The 17173-nt window shown below is 66.4% G+C and carries 19 protein-coding genes; 5 read left to right on the top strand and 14 right to left on the bottom strand.

Annotated features, from left to right (window positions below):
• A partial coding sequence (locus HB724_RS18705) for a TolC family protein (protein ID WP_213982463.1) occupies positions 1 to 544 on the top strand: 544 nt, incomplete at its 5' end.
• Between the two features lie 271 nt (positions 545 to 815).
• Here the strand turns inward: HB724_RS18705 and HB724_RS18700 are convergent.
• On the bottom strand, positions 816 to 1073 hold the full coding sequence (locus HB724_RS18700) for an SWIB/MDM2 domain-containing protein (RefSeq protein WP_213982462.1): 258 nt from the start codon (positions 1071 to 1073) through the stop codon (positions 816 to 818).
• Between the two features lie 324 nt (positions 1074 to 1397).
• Here HB724_RS18700 and HB724_RS18695 point away from each other — a divergent pair, with 324 nt between their 5' ends.
• Together HB724_RS18695 and leuA are read left to right on the top strand one after the other, a co-directional pair.
• A complete protein-coding gene (locus HB724_RS18695; RefSeq protein WP_213982461.1) occupies positions 1398 to 1619 on the top strand; it encodes a hypothetical protein in 222 nt (73 codons plus the stop codon).
• Between the two features lie 231 nt (positions 1620 to 1850).
• Positions 1851 to 3512, top strand: a complete 1662-nt coding sequence (leuA, locus tag HB724_RS18690; RefSeq protein WP_213982460.1) for a 2-isopropylmalate synthase — start codon at positions 1851 to 1853, stop codon at positions 3510 to 3512.
• A 24-nt stretch (positions 3513 to 3536) separates the two neighbouring features.
• Here the strand turns inward: leuA and HB724_RS18685 are convergent, their stop codons facing one another.
• The 3 genes from HB724_RS18685 to folE are packed head-to-tail and all read right to left on the bottom strand — an operon-like array spanning position 3537 to position 5267.
• Complete coding sequence (locus HB724_RS18685; protein WP_213982459.1) at positions 3537 to 3890, bottom strand: dihydroneopterin aldolase; 354 nt, start codon at positions 3888 to 3890, stop codon at positions 3537 to 3539.
• Complete coding sequence (locus HB724_RS18680) at positions 3883 to 4647, bottom strand: SDR family oxidoreductase (protein WP_213982458.1); 765 nt, start codon at positions 4645 to 4647, stop codon at positions 3883 to 3885. The genes HB724_RS18685 and HB724_RS18680 overlap by 8 nt, the downstream gene beginning before the upstream one ends.
• The gene (gene folE / locus HB724_RS18675) at positions 4647 to 5267 is read right to left on the bottom strand and encodes a GTP cyclohydrolase I FolE (protein ID WP_213982457.1); all 621 of its coding nucleotides are present in this window, start codon (positions 5265 to 5267) and stop codon (positions 4647 to 4649) included. Before folE ends, HB724_RS18680 begins: the two co-directional genes overlap by 1 nt.
• Positions 5268 to 5496: 229 nt before the next feature.
• On the opposite strand from folE, the gene HB724_RS18670 reads away from it, so the two are divergent.
• Positions 5497 to 8145, top strand: a complete 2649-nt coding sequence (locus tag HB724_RS18670; RefSeq protein ID WP_213982456.1) for a TonB-dependent receptor — start codon at positions 5497 to 5499, stop codon at positions 8143 to 8145.
• An 82-nt stretch (positions 8146 to 8227) separates the two neighbouring features.
• On the opposite strand, the gene HB724_RS18665 is transcribed toward HB724_RS18670, so the two are convergent.
• The 7 genes from HB724_RS18665 to miaA form a co-directional block, all read right to left on the bottom strand.
• Positions 8228 to 8830: a TMEM175 family protein gene (locus HB724_RS18665; protein ID WP_213982455.1), complete on the bottom strand. Its 603-nt coding sequence runs from the start codon at positions 8828 to 8830 to the stop codon at positions 8228 to 8230.
• A gap of 79 nt (positions 8831 to 8909) precedes the next feature.
• Complete coding sequence (locus HB724_RS18660) at positions 8910 to 9548, bottom strand: YceI family protein (RefSeq protein ID WP_213982454.1); 639 nt, start codon at positions 9546 to 9548, stop codon at positions 8910 to 8912.
• Positions 9549 to 9633: 85 nt separating this feature from the next.
• On the bottom strand, positions 9634 to 10662 hold the full coding sequence (ilvC, locus tag HB724_RS18655; RefSeq protein WP_346344755.1) for a ketol-acid reductoisomerase: 1029 nt from the start codon (positions 10660 to 10662) through the stop codon (positions 9634 to 9636).
• A 117-nt stretch (positions 10663 to 10779) separates the two neighbouring features.
• Positions 10780 to 11295, bottom strand: coding sequence for an acetolactate synthase small subunit (ilvN, locus tag HB724_RS18650; RefSeq protein ID WP_213982452.1), 516 nt, complete (start codon positions 11293 to 11295; stop codon positions 10780 to 10782).
• Positions 11296 to 11297: 2 nt separating this feature from the next.
• A complete protein-coding gene (locus tag HB724_RS18645; protein ID WP_213982451.1) occupies positions 11298 to 11513 on the bottom strand; it encodes a hypothetical protein in 216 nt (71 codons plus the stop codon).
• A complete protein-coding gene (locus HB724_RS18640; protein WP_213982450.1) occupies positions 11513 to 13258 on the bottom strand; it encodes an acetolactate synthase 3 large subunit in 1746 nt (581 codons plus the stop codon). The genes HB724_RS18645 and HB724_RS18640 overlap by 1 nt, the downstream gene beginning before the upstream one ends.
• Positions 13259 to 13338: 80 nt before the next feature.
• A complete protein-coding gene (gene miaA, locus HB724_RS18635) occupies positions 13339 to 14268 on the bottom strand; it encodes a tRNA (adenosine(37)-N6)-dimethylallyltransferase MiaA (RefSeq protein ID WP_256731620.1) in 930 nt (309 codons plus the stop codon).
• Between miaA and serB the strand changes: the two genes are divergently transcribed.
• Entirely contained in the window at positions 14261 to 15139 is an 879-nt protein-coding gene (gene serB, locus HB724_RS18630) for a phosphoserine phosphatase SerB (protein WP_213982449.1), read from the top strand. The two genes, miaA and serB, sit on opposite strands and share 8 nt — an antisense overlap.
• 4 nt (positions 15140 to 15143) lie before the next feature.
• On the opposite strand, the gene HB724_RS18625 is transcribed toward serB, so the two are convergent.
• From HB724_RS18625 to HB724_RS18615, 3 genes are all read right to left on the bottom strand, one after another.
• Complete coding sequence (locus HB724_RS18625; RefSeq protein WP_213982448.1) at positions 15144 to 15830, bottom strand: hypothetical protein; 687 nt, start codon at positions 15828 to 15830, stop codon at positions 15144 to 15146.
• Positions 15831 to 15928: 98 nt separating this feature from the next.
• Positions 15929 to 16783 (bottom strand): helix-turn-helix transcriptional regulator, encoded by an 855-nt coding sequence (locus HB724_RS18620; protein WP_213982447.1) that lies wholly within the window; start codon positions 16781 to 16783, stop codon positions 15929 to 15931.
• A 75-nt stretch (positions 16784 to 16858) separates the two neighbouring features.
• Positions 16859 to 17173, bottom strand: a 315-nt coding sequence (locus tag HB724_RS18615; protein WP_213982446.1) for an SPOR domain-containing protein, incomplete at its 5' end; no start/stop codon positions are given.

Here is a 17173-nt window from a genome sequence, read left to right as displayed (position 1 = left end):
GGACGTGCGGGCGGCGGAGCGCCGGCTTGCCGCCGCGACGGCGCGGATCGGCGTCGCGACCGCCGATCTCTATCCCCGCATCACGCTGGGCGGATCGGCGGGATCGACCGGCACCGGCTTCGGCGACATCTTCGGCGCGGGGCCGCTGCGCTGGCTGCTCGGCGGGCTGATAAGCTGGAACATCAATCCCGAGCCCGCCCGCGCGCGGATCGCCGCGGCCGAGGCCGGCAGCCAGGAGGCGCTGGCGACGTTCGACGGCACCGTGCTCAAGGCGCTCGAGGAAACCGAGACGGCGCTTTCGGCCTATGCCCATGCGCTCGATCGGCGGACGGCGCTGCAGGCGGCGCTGAACGAGGCCGATGCGGCGGTGAAGATCGCCCGCGCCCGCCAGCGCGAGGGAGACATCGATTCCCTGGCGCTGCTCGACGCCGAGCGCACCTTTGCCGATGCCCAGGCCGATCTGGCGACGGCGGATGCGCAGATCGCCGATGTGCAGGTGAATCTGTTCCGCGCGCTGGGCGGCGGTTGGCAGCCCACCGCGTAGAGTCTGTTTGGAAACGCGCGGAGGAGCGCGTTTCCAGGCGGCACCGGCCCGCTCCCCCACCTGGCCACCCATAATATACTGCCGTTGGGTGGCCGGGTGGGGGAGCGGGCCGGTGCCGCGATGCGCCGACAGGCGCATTCTCAACGGGCTCTGACGAGTCGCGGTTCGGTCATCGCCGAGTCGCGCTACTGAAAAGAAATGGGGCGGGCCTCGCAAGAGACCCGCCCCATTCCTGCGTAACGACTGTGCCGGCCCTGGCCGGCGACAGGCTTTACTTCACGTGCTTCGAGAGATGCTTGTTCATCTCGAACATGGTGACCTTGTCGGCGCCGAAGATCGGCTTCAGGGTCGCGTCGGCCAGGATTTCCCGCTTGTTCGCAGGGTTCTGGAGGTTGTTCTTCTTGATGTATTCCCACATCTTGCTGACAATCTCGCTCCGCGGAAGCGCGGCGGCGCCGGTGATCTTCGCCAGCTCGGGCGAAGGGGTGACCGGCTTGGCGATGCCGCCGCGTGCTTTCGTTTCGGCCATATTCTGTTCTCCTGTTCGTCGCCCGTTACGGGCTATTTCCCTCGTCAGCGCCGCGGGTTGCGAAAGATCCTCCCCCGTTGTCGCTCTCGACGATGTACTGTGGTTCGTGCCCGGATGCACGCACCTGGCACCCCTTTGATCTCGCTAAGGCGCGTCTGTCTAGAGACGACGTGCGCCTCTGCGACGGTTCCGCACGATTTCAGGTTAACATGAACGTCATTTTTGCGGTGGGTTGAGGCGGTTTCCGACGCGTGGGGCCAAAAGGGTTGCGTATCGCGGGCACGGCGCCATGCTGCCGCCGCGGCAGGAAGATGGGAGCGCGCGATGCGGATGCTGGTGCTGGCGGGACTGGTGATGCTGGGCGGCTGCGGCGGGGGCGGGAGGGCCGGCACCAATTATTCGGACCCGCCGCCCATGGCCGAGATCGTCGCCACGCCCAGCCCCAGGTCCATGCCGGCCGAGGATGCGGCCGCCGTCGCCAATGTCGTGGAGGACAGTCCCGCTATCGCCAATATCGACGCCGAGGCGCCCGCCAACGCGATGTAGCGGCGCGGCCCGTCTATATAACGAATATGGCGCATACAGCTTCCCGGTGGACAAATCCGTCGCGTTCGGCCATGAATGCCCGCGTGACGATCGACGCCAGCCTTACCCTGCGACTTATCCGCCCTTAGGGGCAGGTGTCGCGGCGCGCGCGTTCCCCTAAGGGCTTTTCGGACCTTCCTTGCTCCACCGGGCTTGGCTATGCGCCGCCCGTGAACCCTTGAGAGAATCTCGATGTTGCGCGATCCGAGTGTGAAATACCGTCCTTTTCCCCAGGTCGACCTGCCCGACAGGCAATGGCCGAGCCGCACGATCACCAGGGCGCCGCGCTGGCTTTCGACCGACATGCGCGACGGCAACCAGGCGCTGATCGATCCGATGGACGGCGAGAAGAAGCAGCGCTTCTTCGACCTGCTGTGCAAGGTCGGCGTGAAGGAGATCGAAGTCGGCTTCCCCAGCGCGGGCGCGACCGAGTTCGATTTCATCTCCGGACTGGTGCGCGAGGGGAAGATCCCCGACGACGTGATCGTCCAGGTGCTGACGCAGAGCCGCCGCGACCTGATCGAGACCAGCTTCCAGTCGCTCAAGGGCGCGAAGCAGGCGATCGTCCATCTCTACAACGCGGTATCGCCCGCATGGCGGCGGATCGTGTTCGGCATGAGCCGCGACGAGATCCGCGAGATCGCCATCGCCGGCGCCAAGGTGCTGCGCGACGAGGCGGCGAAGCAGCCCGACACCGACTGGCATTTCGAATATTCGCCGGAGACCTTCTCGACCGCCGAGCTCGATTTCTCGGTCGAGGTCTGCGAGGCGGTGATGGAAATCCTGTGCCCGACACCCGAAAGGCCGCTGATCCTCAACCTGCCGGCGACGGTGGAGGCAGCGACGCCCAACATCTATGCCGATCAGATCGAATGGTTCGGGCGCAACATCCGCAACCGGGATTCGGTGGTCATCAGCCTCCACACGCATAACGATCGCGGCACCGGCGTCGCCGCGTCCGAGCTGGGCTTGCTCGCGGGAGCGGATCGTGTCGAGGGCTGCCTGTTCGGCAACGGCGAGCGCACCGGCAATGTCGATCTGGTGACACTGGCGCTCAACATGTACACGCAAGGCATTGATCCGGAGCTGGATTTCTCCGACATCGACCAGGTCATCCAGACGGTGGAATATTGCAACCAGCTCCCCGTCCACCCGCGCCATCCCTATGCGGGCGAGCTGGTGTTCACCGCTTTTTCGGGCAGCCACCAGGACGCGATCAAGAAGGGCTTCACGGCGCAGGAAGCGCGCAACGACCAGTTCTGGGACGTACCCTATCTGCCGATCGACCCCAAGGATCTGGGCCGCGACTATGAGGCGGTGATCCGCGTCAACTCGCAGTCGGGCAAGGGCGGCGTCGCCTGGGTGCTGGAGCAGGACAAGGGCCTCAAGCTGCCCAAGCGGATGCAGGCCGATTTCAGCCGGCATGTGCAGGGGCTGGCGGACGAGACCAGCCGCGAGCTGAACGCCACCGATATCTGGGGCCTGTTCGAGGCGATCTATCTGCCGGGCGCGAGCGACCGAATCACGCTGGTCGATTATGAGGAGACGGGCGCGGCGGGCAGCCGCGTGTTCGTCGGCCGGATCTCGGTGGGCGGCGAGGAGCGCTCGATCTCCGGGCGCGGCAACGGCCTGATCTCGGGTGTGATCGATGCGCTTTCGGGCACGACCGGGCCGGCGCTCGACGTGGTCGATTACAGCGAGCACGCGATCGGCCATGGCGCGGACGCGCAGGCGGCGGCCTATGTCGAGTGCCGCACCAATGACGGGCGCACGGTGTTCGGCGTCGGCGTCGATGCCGATATCGCCACGGCCTCGGTACGGGCGGTGCTCAGCGCGGCGAACCGGGTGGGGTGAAGCACCCCGCCCGGGGCAGGGTCATCAGCTCCGCGATCGTGTGATCTCGCATCCGATGCGCGCATCGGGATAGATGTCGGGCTTCATCGATCGCACGCGCACCTCGCGTACCCGTGCGTCGCGCAGCGCCAGCCGGGCGACTTCCTCGCAGAGCGTCTCCTGTAAGGCGAAATGCCGGTCGGCGACGAGCAGGTGGATGGAATCGCGCAGGAAATCGTAATCGACCACCGCTTCGATCCGGTCTTCCGGCTCGGCTGGGTAGGCGCAGCGCAGCGCGACATCCAGCACCACCCGCTGCGGCGCGGCGCGCTCCACCGCATGGATGCCCAGGCCCATCGTCACTTCGAGCCCTTCGAGGAGGATCGTATAGTCAGCCATGGGGGCGCTCGCGGCCTTCGAACATCACGTCGCCGTCGCGCGGCAGGAAGCGCTGGCCGCAATCGACGAAGACATTCTGCCCGGTGATGCTGCGGCTGGTGAGCAGATGCTCGACCGTCGCGGCGATGTCGTCGAGCGCGACCGGGCGCTGGAGCAGGTTCTGGCGCGCATGCTCGGCGAATTCCTGCTCGCTCTGGTCGAGGCTGGGGAGGGTGAGGCCCGGCGAGACGGCATTGACGCGGATCTTCGGCGCGAGCGCCCGCGCCAGCATCTCGGTCGCGGCGGCGAGCGCGGCCTTGCTGCAGGTATAGGTGAAGAAATCGGGGTTCAGGTTGGCGAGCTTCTGGTCGAGCAGGTTGACCACCGCGCCTTCCTCCAGGTCTTCCTGCGCGGCCATCGCCGAGGCGAGCGCGACCGGCGCGCCCAGGTTCACCCGCATATGCTGGTCGAGCAGCGCGAAATCGGTGAGGGGCAGGGCGTCGAAGGCGAATTGCGAGGCGTTGTTGACGAGGCCACTCACCGGCCCGCCCAGCGCCTCGCGCGCCGCCGCGATCAGCGCCGGGGCGGTCGCCGGATCGGCGAGTTCTCCCGAGACGATGCAGGCGCGTCCGCCCGCGACGACGATCGCCGCGCGCAGCGCCTCCGCGTCCTCCGGTGCATTGTGGTGATGGATCGCCACGTCATGGCCGCGCAGCGCCAGGCGGCGGGCGATGCCCGCGCCGATCCGCCGCGCCGCCCCGGTGACCAATATCCGCATCAATAACCCATCAGCGCGAGCACCTCGCGGCGGCTGCGTTCGTCCTCGCGGAACACGCCCATCATCCGGCTGGTGACCATGCCCACGCCCGGCGTGCGCACCCCGCGCGCGGTCATGCAGCTATGGCTCGCCTCGATCACCACCGCCACGCCCTGCGGGTGGAGCTGGTTCCAGATGCAGTCGGCGACTTCGGCGGTCAGGCGTTCCTGGACCTGGAGGCGGCGCGAATAGGCGTGGAGCACGCGTGCGATCTTCGAGATGCCGACGACATGGTCCTTGGGCAGATAGGCGATCGACGCCTTGCCGATGATCGGCGCCATGTGATGCTCGCAATGCGACTGGAAGGGAATGTCGTTGAGCAGCACGATCTCGTCATAGCCGCCGACTTCCTCGAACACGCGGCTGAGGTGATGGGCGGGGTTCTCGCCATAGCCCTGGCAATATTCCTTCCAGGCACGGGCGACGCGCTGGGGGGTGTCGACCAGACCCTCGCGCTCGGGGTCGTCGCCGGCCCAGCGGATCAGCGTGCGGACGGCCTCGGCCACCTCTTCGGGCACCGGAATCTTCGCCGGCGGCGCGACGATGTCGCCATCCTCGGGTCCGTCGTGCAAATCGCTCATCCGTACTTCCTTCCCAACCTCTTTTACAATTACGCTACGGCATTCGGGCTTTGTCCGCGCAGGGCGCGGGCATTGCCCATACCCGACCGTCAAAAACCCCCGAAAACCGCGGACTTCCGCCCTTCATTCCCGTTGACGGCTCGAAAAATGCAGCGTTAGTTGCATGCGCTACAAAAGCAACGCCGCGATCGGCATAAGATCGGAGCGGCTGGAGGAGAGGGGAAGACCCATGAAGAAGCACGAGTTGCTTGCCGCGACGGCATTTGCGCTGTTGTTCGTCACGCCCGCGTTCGCCCAGGACAGCGCGACGCCCGCCGGCGATCGGGACCAGGCCGCGACGCAGGATTACCAGTCCGCGAACGACATCGTCGTCACCGCGACGCGCCGCAACGAGACGGTGCAGGACGTGCCGATCGCGATCACCGCGATCGGGCCGGAACTGCTGGAGAATGCCGGGGTCGACAATGTCCGCGATCTCGAGCAGCTCGCGCCGTCGCTGCAATCCTCGACCGGCCAGTCCTCGGCCACGGGCACGACCATCTATATCCGCGGCATCACCACCGGCGGCGACAATCCGGGTTTCGAGCCGGCGGTCGGCGTGTTCATCGACGGCGTGTTCCGCGCGCGGGCCGGCGTCGCGATCTCCGATCTTCCCGAACTGGAACGGGTCGAGGTATTGCGCGGGCCGCAGGGCACGCTGTTCGGCCGCAACACTTCCGCCGGCGCGCTCAGCATCTTCACCGCGCAGCCCAAGTTCGAGCTGGGCGGTTATATCGAGGCGGGATATGGCAACTACAACGCCTATGAGCTGAAGGGCGCGATCACCGGCCCGATCAGCGAGAAGATCGCGCTGCGCTTCGACGGCGGCTATCGCAAGCGGGACGGCTTCCTGAAGGATGCCAACAGCGACCGCGCGATCAACGACATCGATCGCTTCAACCTGCGCGGCCAGGCGCTGTTCGACAGCGGCGACCTCACCTTCCGCCTGATCGGCGACTATTACGAGACCGACGAGCAATGCTGCGGCGCCGTCTCGGTGGTGCGCGGCCCGCTCGCGGCGGCAATGCAGACCGTCGCCGGGTTGCAGGGGCTGACCGGGCTCTACACCGGCGCGCCGAGCGACCGGACGATGGCGATCTCGCCCGCTCGCGACTTCGGCGAGAAGATCAAGGACTACGGTGTCTCGGGCGAGATCAACTATGATCTGGGCGCGGTGAAGCTCACTTCGATCACCGCCTATCGCAACTGGCGGGCGCTCCGGAACCAGGACATCGACTTCTCGGGAGTCGATCGCGCCTATCGCCAGGGCTATCGCACCCAATTGAAGGACTTCACCCAGGAAGTCCGCTTCCAGGGATCGGCGTTCGGCGGCAAGCTCGACTGGCTGATCGGCGGCTTCTACCTCAACGAGACCAATACGCTGCGCGACACCGTGCATATCGGCAACGACGGCAACGCCTATGTCGATACGGTGTTCGCGGGGCTGGCCGGCGGGCAGAATTTCGGATCGTTCAACGTGCCGACGCTGCCGCAACTGGGCGCGTCGCTGGTCGGCGGACCGGCGCTGCCGAGGGGCACGGTGCCGCTGCTCGGCCAGCTCATCTGGCTGCAGAACCCGACGATCCCGGTTCCCGGCGTCGGCAACCTGCCGCTGCAGGCCATCGCGCCGCCGGGATCGCCTTTGTTCAACCTGATGACCAATCCGCTTCCGGGCGCCGTGCCGGGCCAGGGCAACAATCCGGACGATTTCCGCGTGAAGACCAACGCCTTCGCGCTCTTCACCCACAACATCATCAACGTGACCGACAAGCTCTCGGTCACGCTCGGCGCGCGCTGGAATCATGAGAAGAAGGACATGACCGCGTCGATCAACAACAATCTCGGATCGTGCGGTTTCTTCGATCGGGTGCGCGCGGGCGATCCCACCGCCTCCACCTATGCGGCGATCCTGCGCGCGGCGGGGGCGTTCAACAACCTGTTCCTGCTCGGCTGCAATCCGGCGGTGAACAGCGAGTTCAACGGCAATTATGCCGACAGCAACACCGAGGACCAGATCACCGGCACCGCCAAGATCGCGTATAAGTTCTCGCCCAAGGTGCTGGGCTATGCGAGCTACGACCGCGGCTACAAGTCCGGCGGCTACAATCTCGACCAGGCGACGTTCGATTCGGTGCTGCTGGGCGGCAACGGGCCGCAGGGATCGGACCTGCACTTCAACAAGGAAACGGTCGACGCCTATGAAGTGGGCCTGAAGACCGAGGTCAGCCGCCAGTTCACGCTGAACATCGCCGGCTTCTACGAGAAGTTCAGCGGGCTGCAGAGCCTGGTGTTCAGCGGCAACAACTTCGTCGTGCAGAACGTGCCGCACACCACCAGCAAGGGCGTCGAGGTCGATGCGACGATCCAGCCGGTGCGCGAGCTGATCTTCCAGCTCGGCTACAGCTATATCGATGCCAAATACGACAGGGACGGCAACAACTTCACCGGCACGCCGCTCCAGGGGCAGGAGGGCCGGCAGCTCGAGAACCAGCCCAAGCACACGATCACGATGGCAGGCACCTGGACGCCGCCGATCGCCAGGGGGATCAACGGGCTGGTCCATGTCGACATGCGCTACAACAGCGAGGTCAACATCCCGTCGAGCGGACCGGGGATCGATGGCCGCAGCCTGCTGCGCAACGAAGGCTATCCGCTGATCTCGGCGAGCATCGGCATCCAGTCGCCCGACCGCAAGAAGAGCCTGGAATTCTGGGTCGAGAACCTGACCAACCAGTTCTACTACATCACCGGCTTCGCGGTGCCCGAGCAGACCGGCAATTACGCCGGCTATCCGGGCTATCCGCGCTTCTATGGGGTGCGGGCGCGCTTCGGGTTCTAGAGGTTCCGATCGGGAGGGGAGGGGCGCTCCGGCTTAGCGGCCGGGGCGTCTTTCTTTTCTTCCCGGCAAGGGATAAAGAAGGTTACTCCCCGAACAGCGCGTCGAACGGGCTCTTGGGCAGGAACCACAGCACCGCCACCAGCGCTGCGCAGGCGAGGCCCGCCCAGGGCGAGAGCAGCGCGAGCGCGATGCCGCCGGCATAGATCACCGTCGCGGCCACGCTCTTGCGGAACATGCGGGCATGATAATCCTGCGAGGCCGCATCCTGCTTGCCGGTGCGGCGGATCACGCCTTGCAGCCACGTATAGGCGAAGGCCGGCAGGATCATCACGCTCATATAGACCAGGGTCGCCTCGCGGCTGAAGGTCTGCTCGCCCAGATAGGCGGTGGCGAACGGCACCAGCGACAGCGCGAAGAGCAGGGCGATGTTCGACCAGACCAGCGCGTTCGTCACCTGCGCCGCATGGGCGAACAGGCGGTGGTGATTCACCCAGTAGATCGCGACATAGGCATAGCTCAGCACATAAGCGAGGAAGACCGGCCAGAGCGTCCAGAGATGCTCCAGCCCATGCTCCTCGGGCGCCTTCATCTCCAGCACCATGATCGTGATGATGATCGCGATCACGCCGTCCGAGAACGCCTCGATCCGCGTGACGCCGCCCCGGCCTTCGGTTTCCTCGCTCATGCCATTCCCTTCCGCTGCCGGCGGTGGCCGGCCATCGCCGCCACCTTCGCCGGAAGCGGGGCGGGAATTCAACCGTTCGTCACTTCACCTCGAACGCGGCGTTGATCGTCAGCTCGGTACGCCCCGAGACGAGCGGGACATATTTGGTGACGCCATAGTCGGAGCGATCGATCGCCAGCCGGCCGACAAAGCCGACCGACAGCTTCTTGCTGAGCGGGTTGACTGCGGTACCGAAGAACCGCGCCTTGATGACTTCGGGGCGCGTGACGCCGTGCAGCGTGAGCTGGCCGCGGATCTCGGCGCTGTCGTCGCCGGTGCGCACCACTTCGGTCGAGCGGAAGGTGGCGGTGGGGAATTTGGCGGCGTCGAACCAGTCCGCGCCCTTCAGCTCGCCGGTGAGCACGTCGCTGGTGGTCTGGACGCTGTCGATGGGGATGGTGACCTCGACCTTCGTCGCGTCGAGATGCGCGGGATCGAGCACCAGCGTGCCCGAAGCGTTCGAAAAGGTGCCGGAGAAGGGCGAGATGCCGAGATGGCCGACGGTGAACGCCACCTGGGTATGGCCGGGCTCGACGACATAGGTGCCGGCCTTGACCTCGGTGGGCGTGCCGGCGCCGGAGATCTCCTGCGGGCTCGCGGCGGCGCGAAGCTGGGCGGCATAGGGGATCGCGAAAGGAAGCGCGACGACGAGGGCGGCAAGCATAAGGGGGCGGCGCATCATATTCTCCGGATACAGGAAGGGCGGCGATACCTTTCGGTCCCGCCGCCCCATCTGTAAACTGTCGTTCCGGAAACGACTGGTTTCAGTTCCTGGCCTTATCCACCAGCTTGTTCGCGCCGATCCAGGGCATCATCGCGCGCAGCTCGGAGCCGACCTGTTCGATCGGGTGGGCCGCGGCGGCCTTGCGGGCGGCCTTGAGCTCGGGCTGGCCGGCGCGATTGTCGAGCACGAAGTTCTTCACGAACCGGCCCGACTGGATGTCGGCCAGCACGCGCTTCATCTCGGCCTTGGTCTCGTCGGTGATGATGCGCGGGCCGGTGGTGATGTCGCCATATTCGGCGGTGTTCGAGATCGAATAGCGCATGTTGGCGATGCCGCCCTCATAGAGCAGGTCGACGATCAGCTTGGTCTCGTGCAGGCACTCGAAATAGGCCATTTCGGGGGCATAGCCGGCCTCGACCAGCGTCTCGAAGCCCGCCTGGATCAGATGGGTGATGCCGCCGCACAGCACGGCCTGCTCGCCGAACAGATCGGTCTCGCACTCTTCCTTGAAATCGGTCTCGATGATGCCCGAGCGGCCGCCGCCGACGCCCGAGGCATAGGCCAGCGCTACGTCATGGGCGTTGCCGCTGGCGTCCTGATGGATCGCGATCAGGCAGGGCACGCCGCCGCCGCGGACATATTCGCTGCGCACGGTGTGGCCCGGACCCTTGGGGGCGATCATGATGACATCGATGTCCGCGGGCGGCTCGATCAGGCCGAAATGGACGTTGAGACCATGCGCGAAGGCGAGCGCGGCGCCGGGCTTCATATTGCCCTTGAGATCCGCTTCCCAGATCGCCGCCTGATGCTCGTCGGGGGCGAGGATCATCAGGATGTCGGCCCAGCCGGCCGCTTCCTTGTTGGCGAGCACCTTGAAGCCGGCGTCCTCCGCCTTCTTCGCCGAGGCCGAGCCGGGGCGGAGCGCGATCGCGACTTCCTTGACGCCGCTGTCGCGCAGGTTCTGCGCATGGGCATGGCCCTGCGAACCATAGCCGAGGATGGCGATCTTCTTGTTCGTGATGAGGTTCAGATCGGCGTCGCGATCGTAATAGACACGCATTTTCCGTATTTTCCTTTCTGTTCGTCATCCCGGCGAAGGCTGGGATCCAGAGCCGCAAGGCTGTCGCTCATGGCCCTGGACCCCGGCCTTCGCCGGGGTGACGGGTTGGTTTTCGTTTCCCTTGAACTAAGCCGCTTCCGCGCCCCGCGAGATTGCCACGATGCCGGTGCGCGCGACTTCGACCAGGCCGAGTTCGCGCATCAGCTCGACGAACTTGTCGATCTTCTCGGTGCCGCCGGTGACTTCGAACACGAAGCTGGAGATCGTCGCATCGACCACCCGCGCCCGATAGACTTCGGCGAGGCGCAGCGCCTCGATCCGGTGATCGCCGGTGCCCTTGACCTTCACCAGCGCCAGCTCGCGCTCGACGTGCGGGCCGAAGGCGGTGAGATCGATCACCTTGTGGACCGGCACCAGCCGCTCGAGCTGCGAGATGATCTGCTCCATCACCGGCGCGGAGGCCGAGGTGACGATCGTGATCCGGCTGATGAGATTGTCCTCGGTGATCTCGCTCACCGTGAGGGATTCGATGTTGTAGCCGCGCGCGGTGAACAGGCCGGCGATCCGGGCGAGGATGCCCGGCTCGTTATCGACGATGACGGCAAGCGTATGCCGTTCGGCGGTTTCTTCCTTGATGTGCATGATTATCCCCGAACCTTGTCGATGGCCTGGAACCACTCAATTTCGAGCGCGGGATCAATAAAGTCGGGCGGCGTTTCGGATATGTGGCCGAGCATGAATTCAACTTCTTTCTCGGCCTCACCGCCCACGCGATAATAGGTCTGGATGAACTCCAGCATCGCGACATAGGCTTGGCCAACGGTGATGGTTTCCGACCACCGGTCTCGGAGTTCACCCATCAGACCAGCGCTTTGGCTTCGTCGTCCATCTCGCCGGAGACTTCGGCGGACTGGAGCAGCATTTCGGTATGGGCGGCGCCCGACGGGATCATCGGGAAGCAATTGGCGAGCTTGGCCACGCGGCAATCGACGATCACCGGGCCGTCATGCGCCAGCATCGCCTGGATGCCGTCTTCCAGATCGGCGCGATGATCGATGCGGATGCCCTTCCAGCCATAGGCTTCGCCGAGCTTCACGAAATCGGGCAGGGCGTCGCTGTAGCTCTCGGAGTAGCGCGACTGATAGGTCAGTTCCTGCCACTGGCGGACCATGCCCATATATTCGTTGTTCAGGATGAAGATCTTGACCGGCAGGCGATATTGGGTCGCGGTCGCCAGCTCCTGGATGTTCATCTGGATCGATGCTTCGCCGGCGATGTCGATCACCAGCGCACCGGGATTGCCGAGCTGCGCGCCGATCGCGGCGGGCAGGCCATAGCCCATCGTGCCGAGACCGCCCGAGGTCAGCCATTTGTTCGGCGCCTCGAAATCGAAATGCTGGGCGGCCCACATCTGGTGCTGGCCGACCTCGGTGGTGATGATCGGGGCGCGGTCCTTCGTCGCTTCCCACAGCGCACGGATGGCGCGCTGGGGCATGATCGCGTCCGGCGCCTCCGGGAAATCGAGGCAGCGGGCGGCGCGCCAGCCTTCGATCTGGGCGTTCCATTCGGTGAGATCGGGCTTGGGATGGCCGCGCGCCTTCCAGCTCGCGACCATCTCGGCCAGCGCCGCGCCGACATCGGCGATGATCGGCAGATCGACGCGGACGACCTTGTTCACGCTCGACCGGTCGATATCGATATGGACCTTGCGCGCATTGGGCGCGAAGGCGTCGAGCCGGCCGGTGACGCGATCGTCGAAGCGCGAACCCAGCGCGATGATGAGGTCCGCCTGGTTCATCGCCCAATTAGCCTCATAGGTGCCGTGCATGCCGAGCATGCCCAGCCACTGGTCCGACGAGGCCGGGAAGGCGCCCAGGCCCATCAGCGTCGAGGTGACGGGCGCGCCCGTCAGCTCGGCCAGCTCGCGCAGCAGGCGCGAGGCTTCGGGGCCGGAATTGATGATCCCTCCGCCGGTGTAGAAGACCGGGCGTTCGGCCGCGGCGAGCATGTCGACCGCTTCCTGGATCTTCGCCGCGTCGGGCTGGATCTGCGGGCGATAGGTCTTGTGCTGGATCGGGCCGGGATTCTCGTAGCGCGCGGTGGCGACCTGGACGTCCTTGGGGATGTCGACCACGACCGGGCCGGGGCGGCCCGAGGTGGCGATGTGGAACGCCTCATGGACGACCGATGCGAGCCGCGCCGGATCCTTCACCAGATAATTATGCTTGGTGCAGTGGCGCGTGATGCCGACGGTGTCCGCCTCCTGAAAGGCATCGGTGCCGATCAGTCCGGTGGGAACCTGGCCGGTGATGACGACCATCGGGATCGAATCCATCAGCGCATCGGTGATGCCGGTGACGGCGTTGGTCGCGCCGGGGCCGGAGGTGACGAGCACGACGCCGGGCTTGCCGGTCGAGCGGGCATAGCCTTCCGCTGCGTGGGTTGCCGCCTGTTCGTGGCGGACCAGGATGTGCTTGATGCGGTCCTGCTTGAACAGGGCATCATAGATGGGAAGGACCGCGCCGCCGGGATAGCCGAACACGACGTCCACACCGAGGTCGGTCAACGCCTCGATCAGGATGTCCGCTCCGCTCTTCTCGGTCACGATCTTTCTCCTTTGCTGCGGCGCGATAGCACCGCTGGAGGGGCGCTGCTAATCGCACTAAAATACCAAGTCAACCTGTTTTATAGTAATTTTGTTTCGAATTTACCGTGATTGACGTATGTATCTGTCTCCGTCGTCCGCTCCCATCCCGCTGGGGGCTGGCGGCGGAACCAAGTGTACTGCCGCTTGGCATATTGGCGAGTTGCCAGCGAGCCGGCTTCGTGTGCCGCAGCGACGTCGCTTTCGCCCTGGAGCACCATGCCCAGCTCGCGCACGCCGATCGCGCGGAGCACGGGCGCGTCGTCGGGAATGTCGGTGCGCGCCAGGAGCGCGGCGACCTCGCGCTGCGCGACATGGACCATATGCCCGAAGCGGCGATGGATGCGCTCGCCGAGCCAGGCGCGATCGGGGACGAGGATCAGCGCGTGGAGCTCGATCGCGTCGCCGATCCCGCCATGCCGCTCGGCCTGCCATTCGGAAAGCGGCCGGCCGGTGGAGAGCACGACCTCCAGCGCGCGGGCGACGCGGGTGCTGTCGGTGGGGCTCAGCTTCGCGCCGGCTTGGGGATCGATGCGGGCGAGCTCGGCATGGGCGTGAGCGACCGGCATGGCACGCACGCCGGCGCGGATCTCGGGGTCGATCTCGGGCACCGGGGCGATGCCCTCCAGCAGCGTGCGCAGATACATGCCGGTGCCGCCGACCAGGATCGGCAGGCGGCCTTGCCCATGCGCCTCGTCGACGGCGGCGCGCGCCTCGGCCGCCCAGCGTGCCGCGGAATAGGCTTCGGCGCCGTCGACATGGCCGAACAGGCGATGGGGCGCGCGGCTTTCCTCCTCCTCGGTCGGGCGCGCGGTGAGCACGCGCAGATCGGCATAGACCTGCATCGAATCGGCGTTGATGATGGTTCCCCGATGCTTTTCCGCCAGCATCAGCGCGAGCGCGGACTTGCCGCTCGCGGTCGGCCCTGCGATGAGCGCCACCTTCGGGCGATCAGGGAATGCCATGTTCATCGCGACACTTATAGCAGAAAGCCTGTCCGCTGGGCAGCTTGACGAGGCGGCGGATCGCCTGGCTTCGGTCCGTTCGGCGCCGGGCGCATGGCGCTGGCTGGACGAGGGGCGGGCGGCGGACCTGGCCTTCGCGCATCATCCCGATGCGGCGCGCGCGGCGCTGGAGGGTGCGTTCCCGGCGACCGACGTGATCGTCCAGCCGGCGGCGGGGCGCGAGAAGAAGCTGCTCGTCGCCGACATGGATTCGACGATGATAACGGTCGAATGCATCGATGAGCTGGCCGATTATGCGGGCATCAAGGCGCGGATCGCCGAGGTGACCGAGCGGGCGATGCGCGGCGAGCTGGATTTCGCGGCGGCGCTCGATGCGCGGGTGGCGCTGCTCAAGGGGCTGGAGGAAAGCGCGATCGATCGCTGTCTGGCCGAGCGCGTGCGGCTGTCGCCGGGCGCCGAGACGCTGGTGAAGACGATGCGGGCGCGGGGCGCGCTGACCGTGCTGGTCTCGGGCGGGTTCACGCGCTTCGCCGAGCCGGTGGGCGCGATGCTCGGCTTCGAGCGGGTGATCGCCAACCGGCTGGAGATCGCCGGCGGCGCGCTGACCGGCACCGTCGCCAAGCCGATCGTGGACAGCACCACCAAGGAGACGACTTTGCTGGGTGCGGTCGCCGAACGCGGACTGGCGGCGGAACAGGCGCTGGCGGTGGGCGACGGTGCCAACGACCTGGCGATGATCCGCAAGGCGGGGCTGGGGGTGGCCTATCGCGCCAAGCCGATCGTCGCGGCGGCGGCCGGGGCGCGGGTGGACCATGGCGACCTGACCGCGTTGCTCCATGCGCAGGGCATCGTGCGGAGCGCGTGGGTGGCGGATTGATCCGTCAGGGCATCGACGAAGGCGGATAGGCCTGGAGCGCGACCGGCAGGCGGACCGAGGCGAAGGCGTTGGTCATGAAGGTCGCGACGGCCGTCTGGCATGCCGCGTCCTCGGTGACATGGGTCCAGCCGACGCCGCCGACCGCGCCGTGCGAGCCGCGGAAGCTCTCGACGACCAACGGGCCGCTGCCCAGATATCTGTCGCCGGTGGTGCCGAAGAACACCCGCATCGGATTATGGGCGATCAGCTTGAGCGGCCCGATCGTGTGGTCGTATTTCTCGACCAGGTCGCGATCCAGCCGACGTCGCGCGATCCATACGCGCTCGACATTGGCGGGGATGATCTCGCCGCCCTTCGACATGTGGCGGGCGACCGGATCGAACAGGAACATCGCCGCGACGCGGATATTCCTGCGCGTCAGCGCCTCGGCGGCAAGGATGACCGCCGATCCGCCGCGACTGTATCCCGCCAGCATGAGGTTGCGGCCGCCCCGCATCGCAAGGAAGTCGGCGGCGCGGTGCCCCCGTTCGAGCATGCGATAGCCGTCGTCGGACGGGCCGCGCTGATAATCGCCCGATCCGCCCACCTGATCGCGAACCTGGCTGCAGAAGGAATGTTTCATTGCGGCGGCATAGTCGGCATCGTCCCACGCGCCGGTGCCGTCCACTATCGCGATATGATAGTCGTCCATGCTGCTTTCCCTCCGGCAATCAAGTCGCGGTTCAGGATATTGGGACGTATTCTTGCAGCTATTCTTTACAGAACGATGGAATTCGCCGCGCCGCCGGATCAGGTATCGCTGATGAGCGGATGGACCTTGCCGCCAAGGGCGTAGCGCCGGGCGATCGTCAATTGCGCCAGCACGCTGGGCTCGGCCTTGATCTGGCCTGGGGTGAAGCCGGTGAACTGCTTGATCTCGCGGATCAGGTGCGACTGATCGTAGAAGCCGCGGCCGACGACTTCCTCGATCGAGGCATCGTCGGCGACGAGCGAGACGGCGGCGCGCAGCGCGCGGTATTTGCGGGCGAGTTCCTTGGGCGGGGCGCCATAGAGCGCGCGGCATTTCCGCTCGATCTGGCGGCGCGACAGCCCCGTCGCCGCCGCGAGCGCCTCGACTTCGGGCGAGGTCTCGTCGCTCAGCCAGGCATCGACCTGGCGCACGAAATCCGCGGCCCGATCCGATCGCCGCCGGAACAGGCCGGTGAGGATGTCCTCGGCGCAGGCCGTCATCGCCTCCAGATCGGGCGCGGCATTCAGCCTGGGGATCGCCTCCGAGATCGCCGAACCGAAGAGATCGGACAGGTTGACGACGCGGTTGACCATCGCCGATGCATCGTTGCCGACGAGCGCCGCCCAGCCGACGGGCGTGATCCCGGCCCCGAAGACATGCACCGGCCCGGGTGCGCGCACATGGAACGCGCCGGTGGTCGGGCCGATGATGTGGATGTCGCCCGCGGTCTGCACATTGCCGTCGGCGAAGCCGTATTCGGCGCCGCCGGGCGTCAGGCGGAAGCGGATCTGGGCGTGATCGGCACGCTCGACATCCTCGAACAGCGGGACTTCCGCGCGGAACAGGTAGAATAGCGTGAAATGGCGCGCGACGGCCGCGCCGGGAACAGCGTAGTCCAGTTGGATATCCGTCATGCGACCCTCTGTTGCCCGGGAGAGTATCGCAGCATGCCGTAGAGGAAAAGCGGGGTTCTGAAGCGGGCGCTTCGCCTATTGCGACACCGGTACGCAGGGCTTGATGCTGCCACAGGCCCGGCTGGCCTCGGCCTTCGAGCCGAACGGGCCGACGAGCAGCCGGGTGAGGTTGCCGGACTTCGCATAATAAGGCTGGCGGCCGGGGAAGCGGCCGGCAACCTGGCTCCAGAGCCTGCGCGCATTGGCCGGTTCGGCGAACGCGCCGAGCTGGACGCGCCAGCCGCCGTCTGCCCCCGCGGCCCCGGCGGCGGTGGGCGGGGCGGGCCTGGGGGGGGGCGGGGCCGGCCCGGGGTTGCCCCCGCCCGCGCCGGGGGGCGCGGGGGGGGGGCG

This window comes from Sphingomonas sp. dw_22, assembly GCF_018449795.1.
In the GTDB taxonomy this organism is placed as follows: Bacteria; Pseudomonadota; Alphaproteobacteria; order Sphingomonadales; family Sphingomonadaceae; genus Sphingomonas.
The sequence above is the reverse complement of the archived record's forward strand: the minus strand, read 5'-3'. Positions and strand labels throughout refer to the sequence as shown.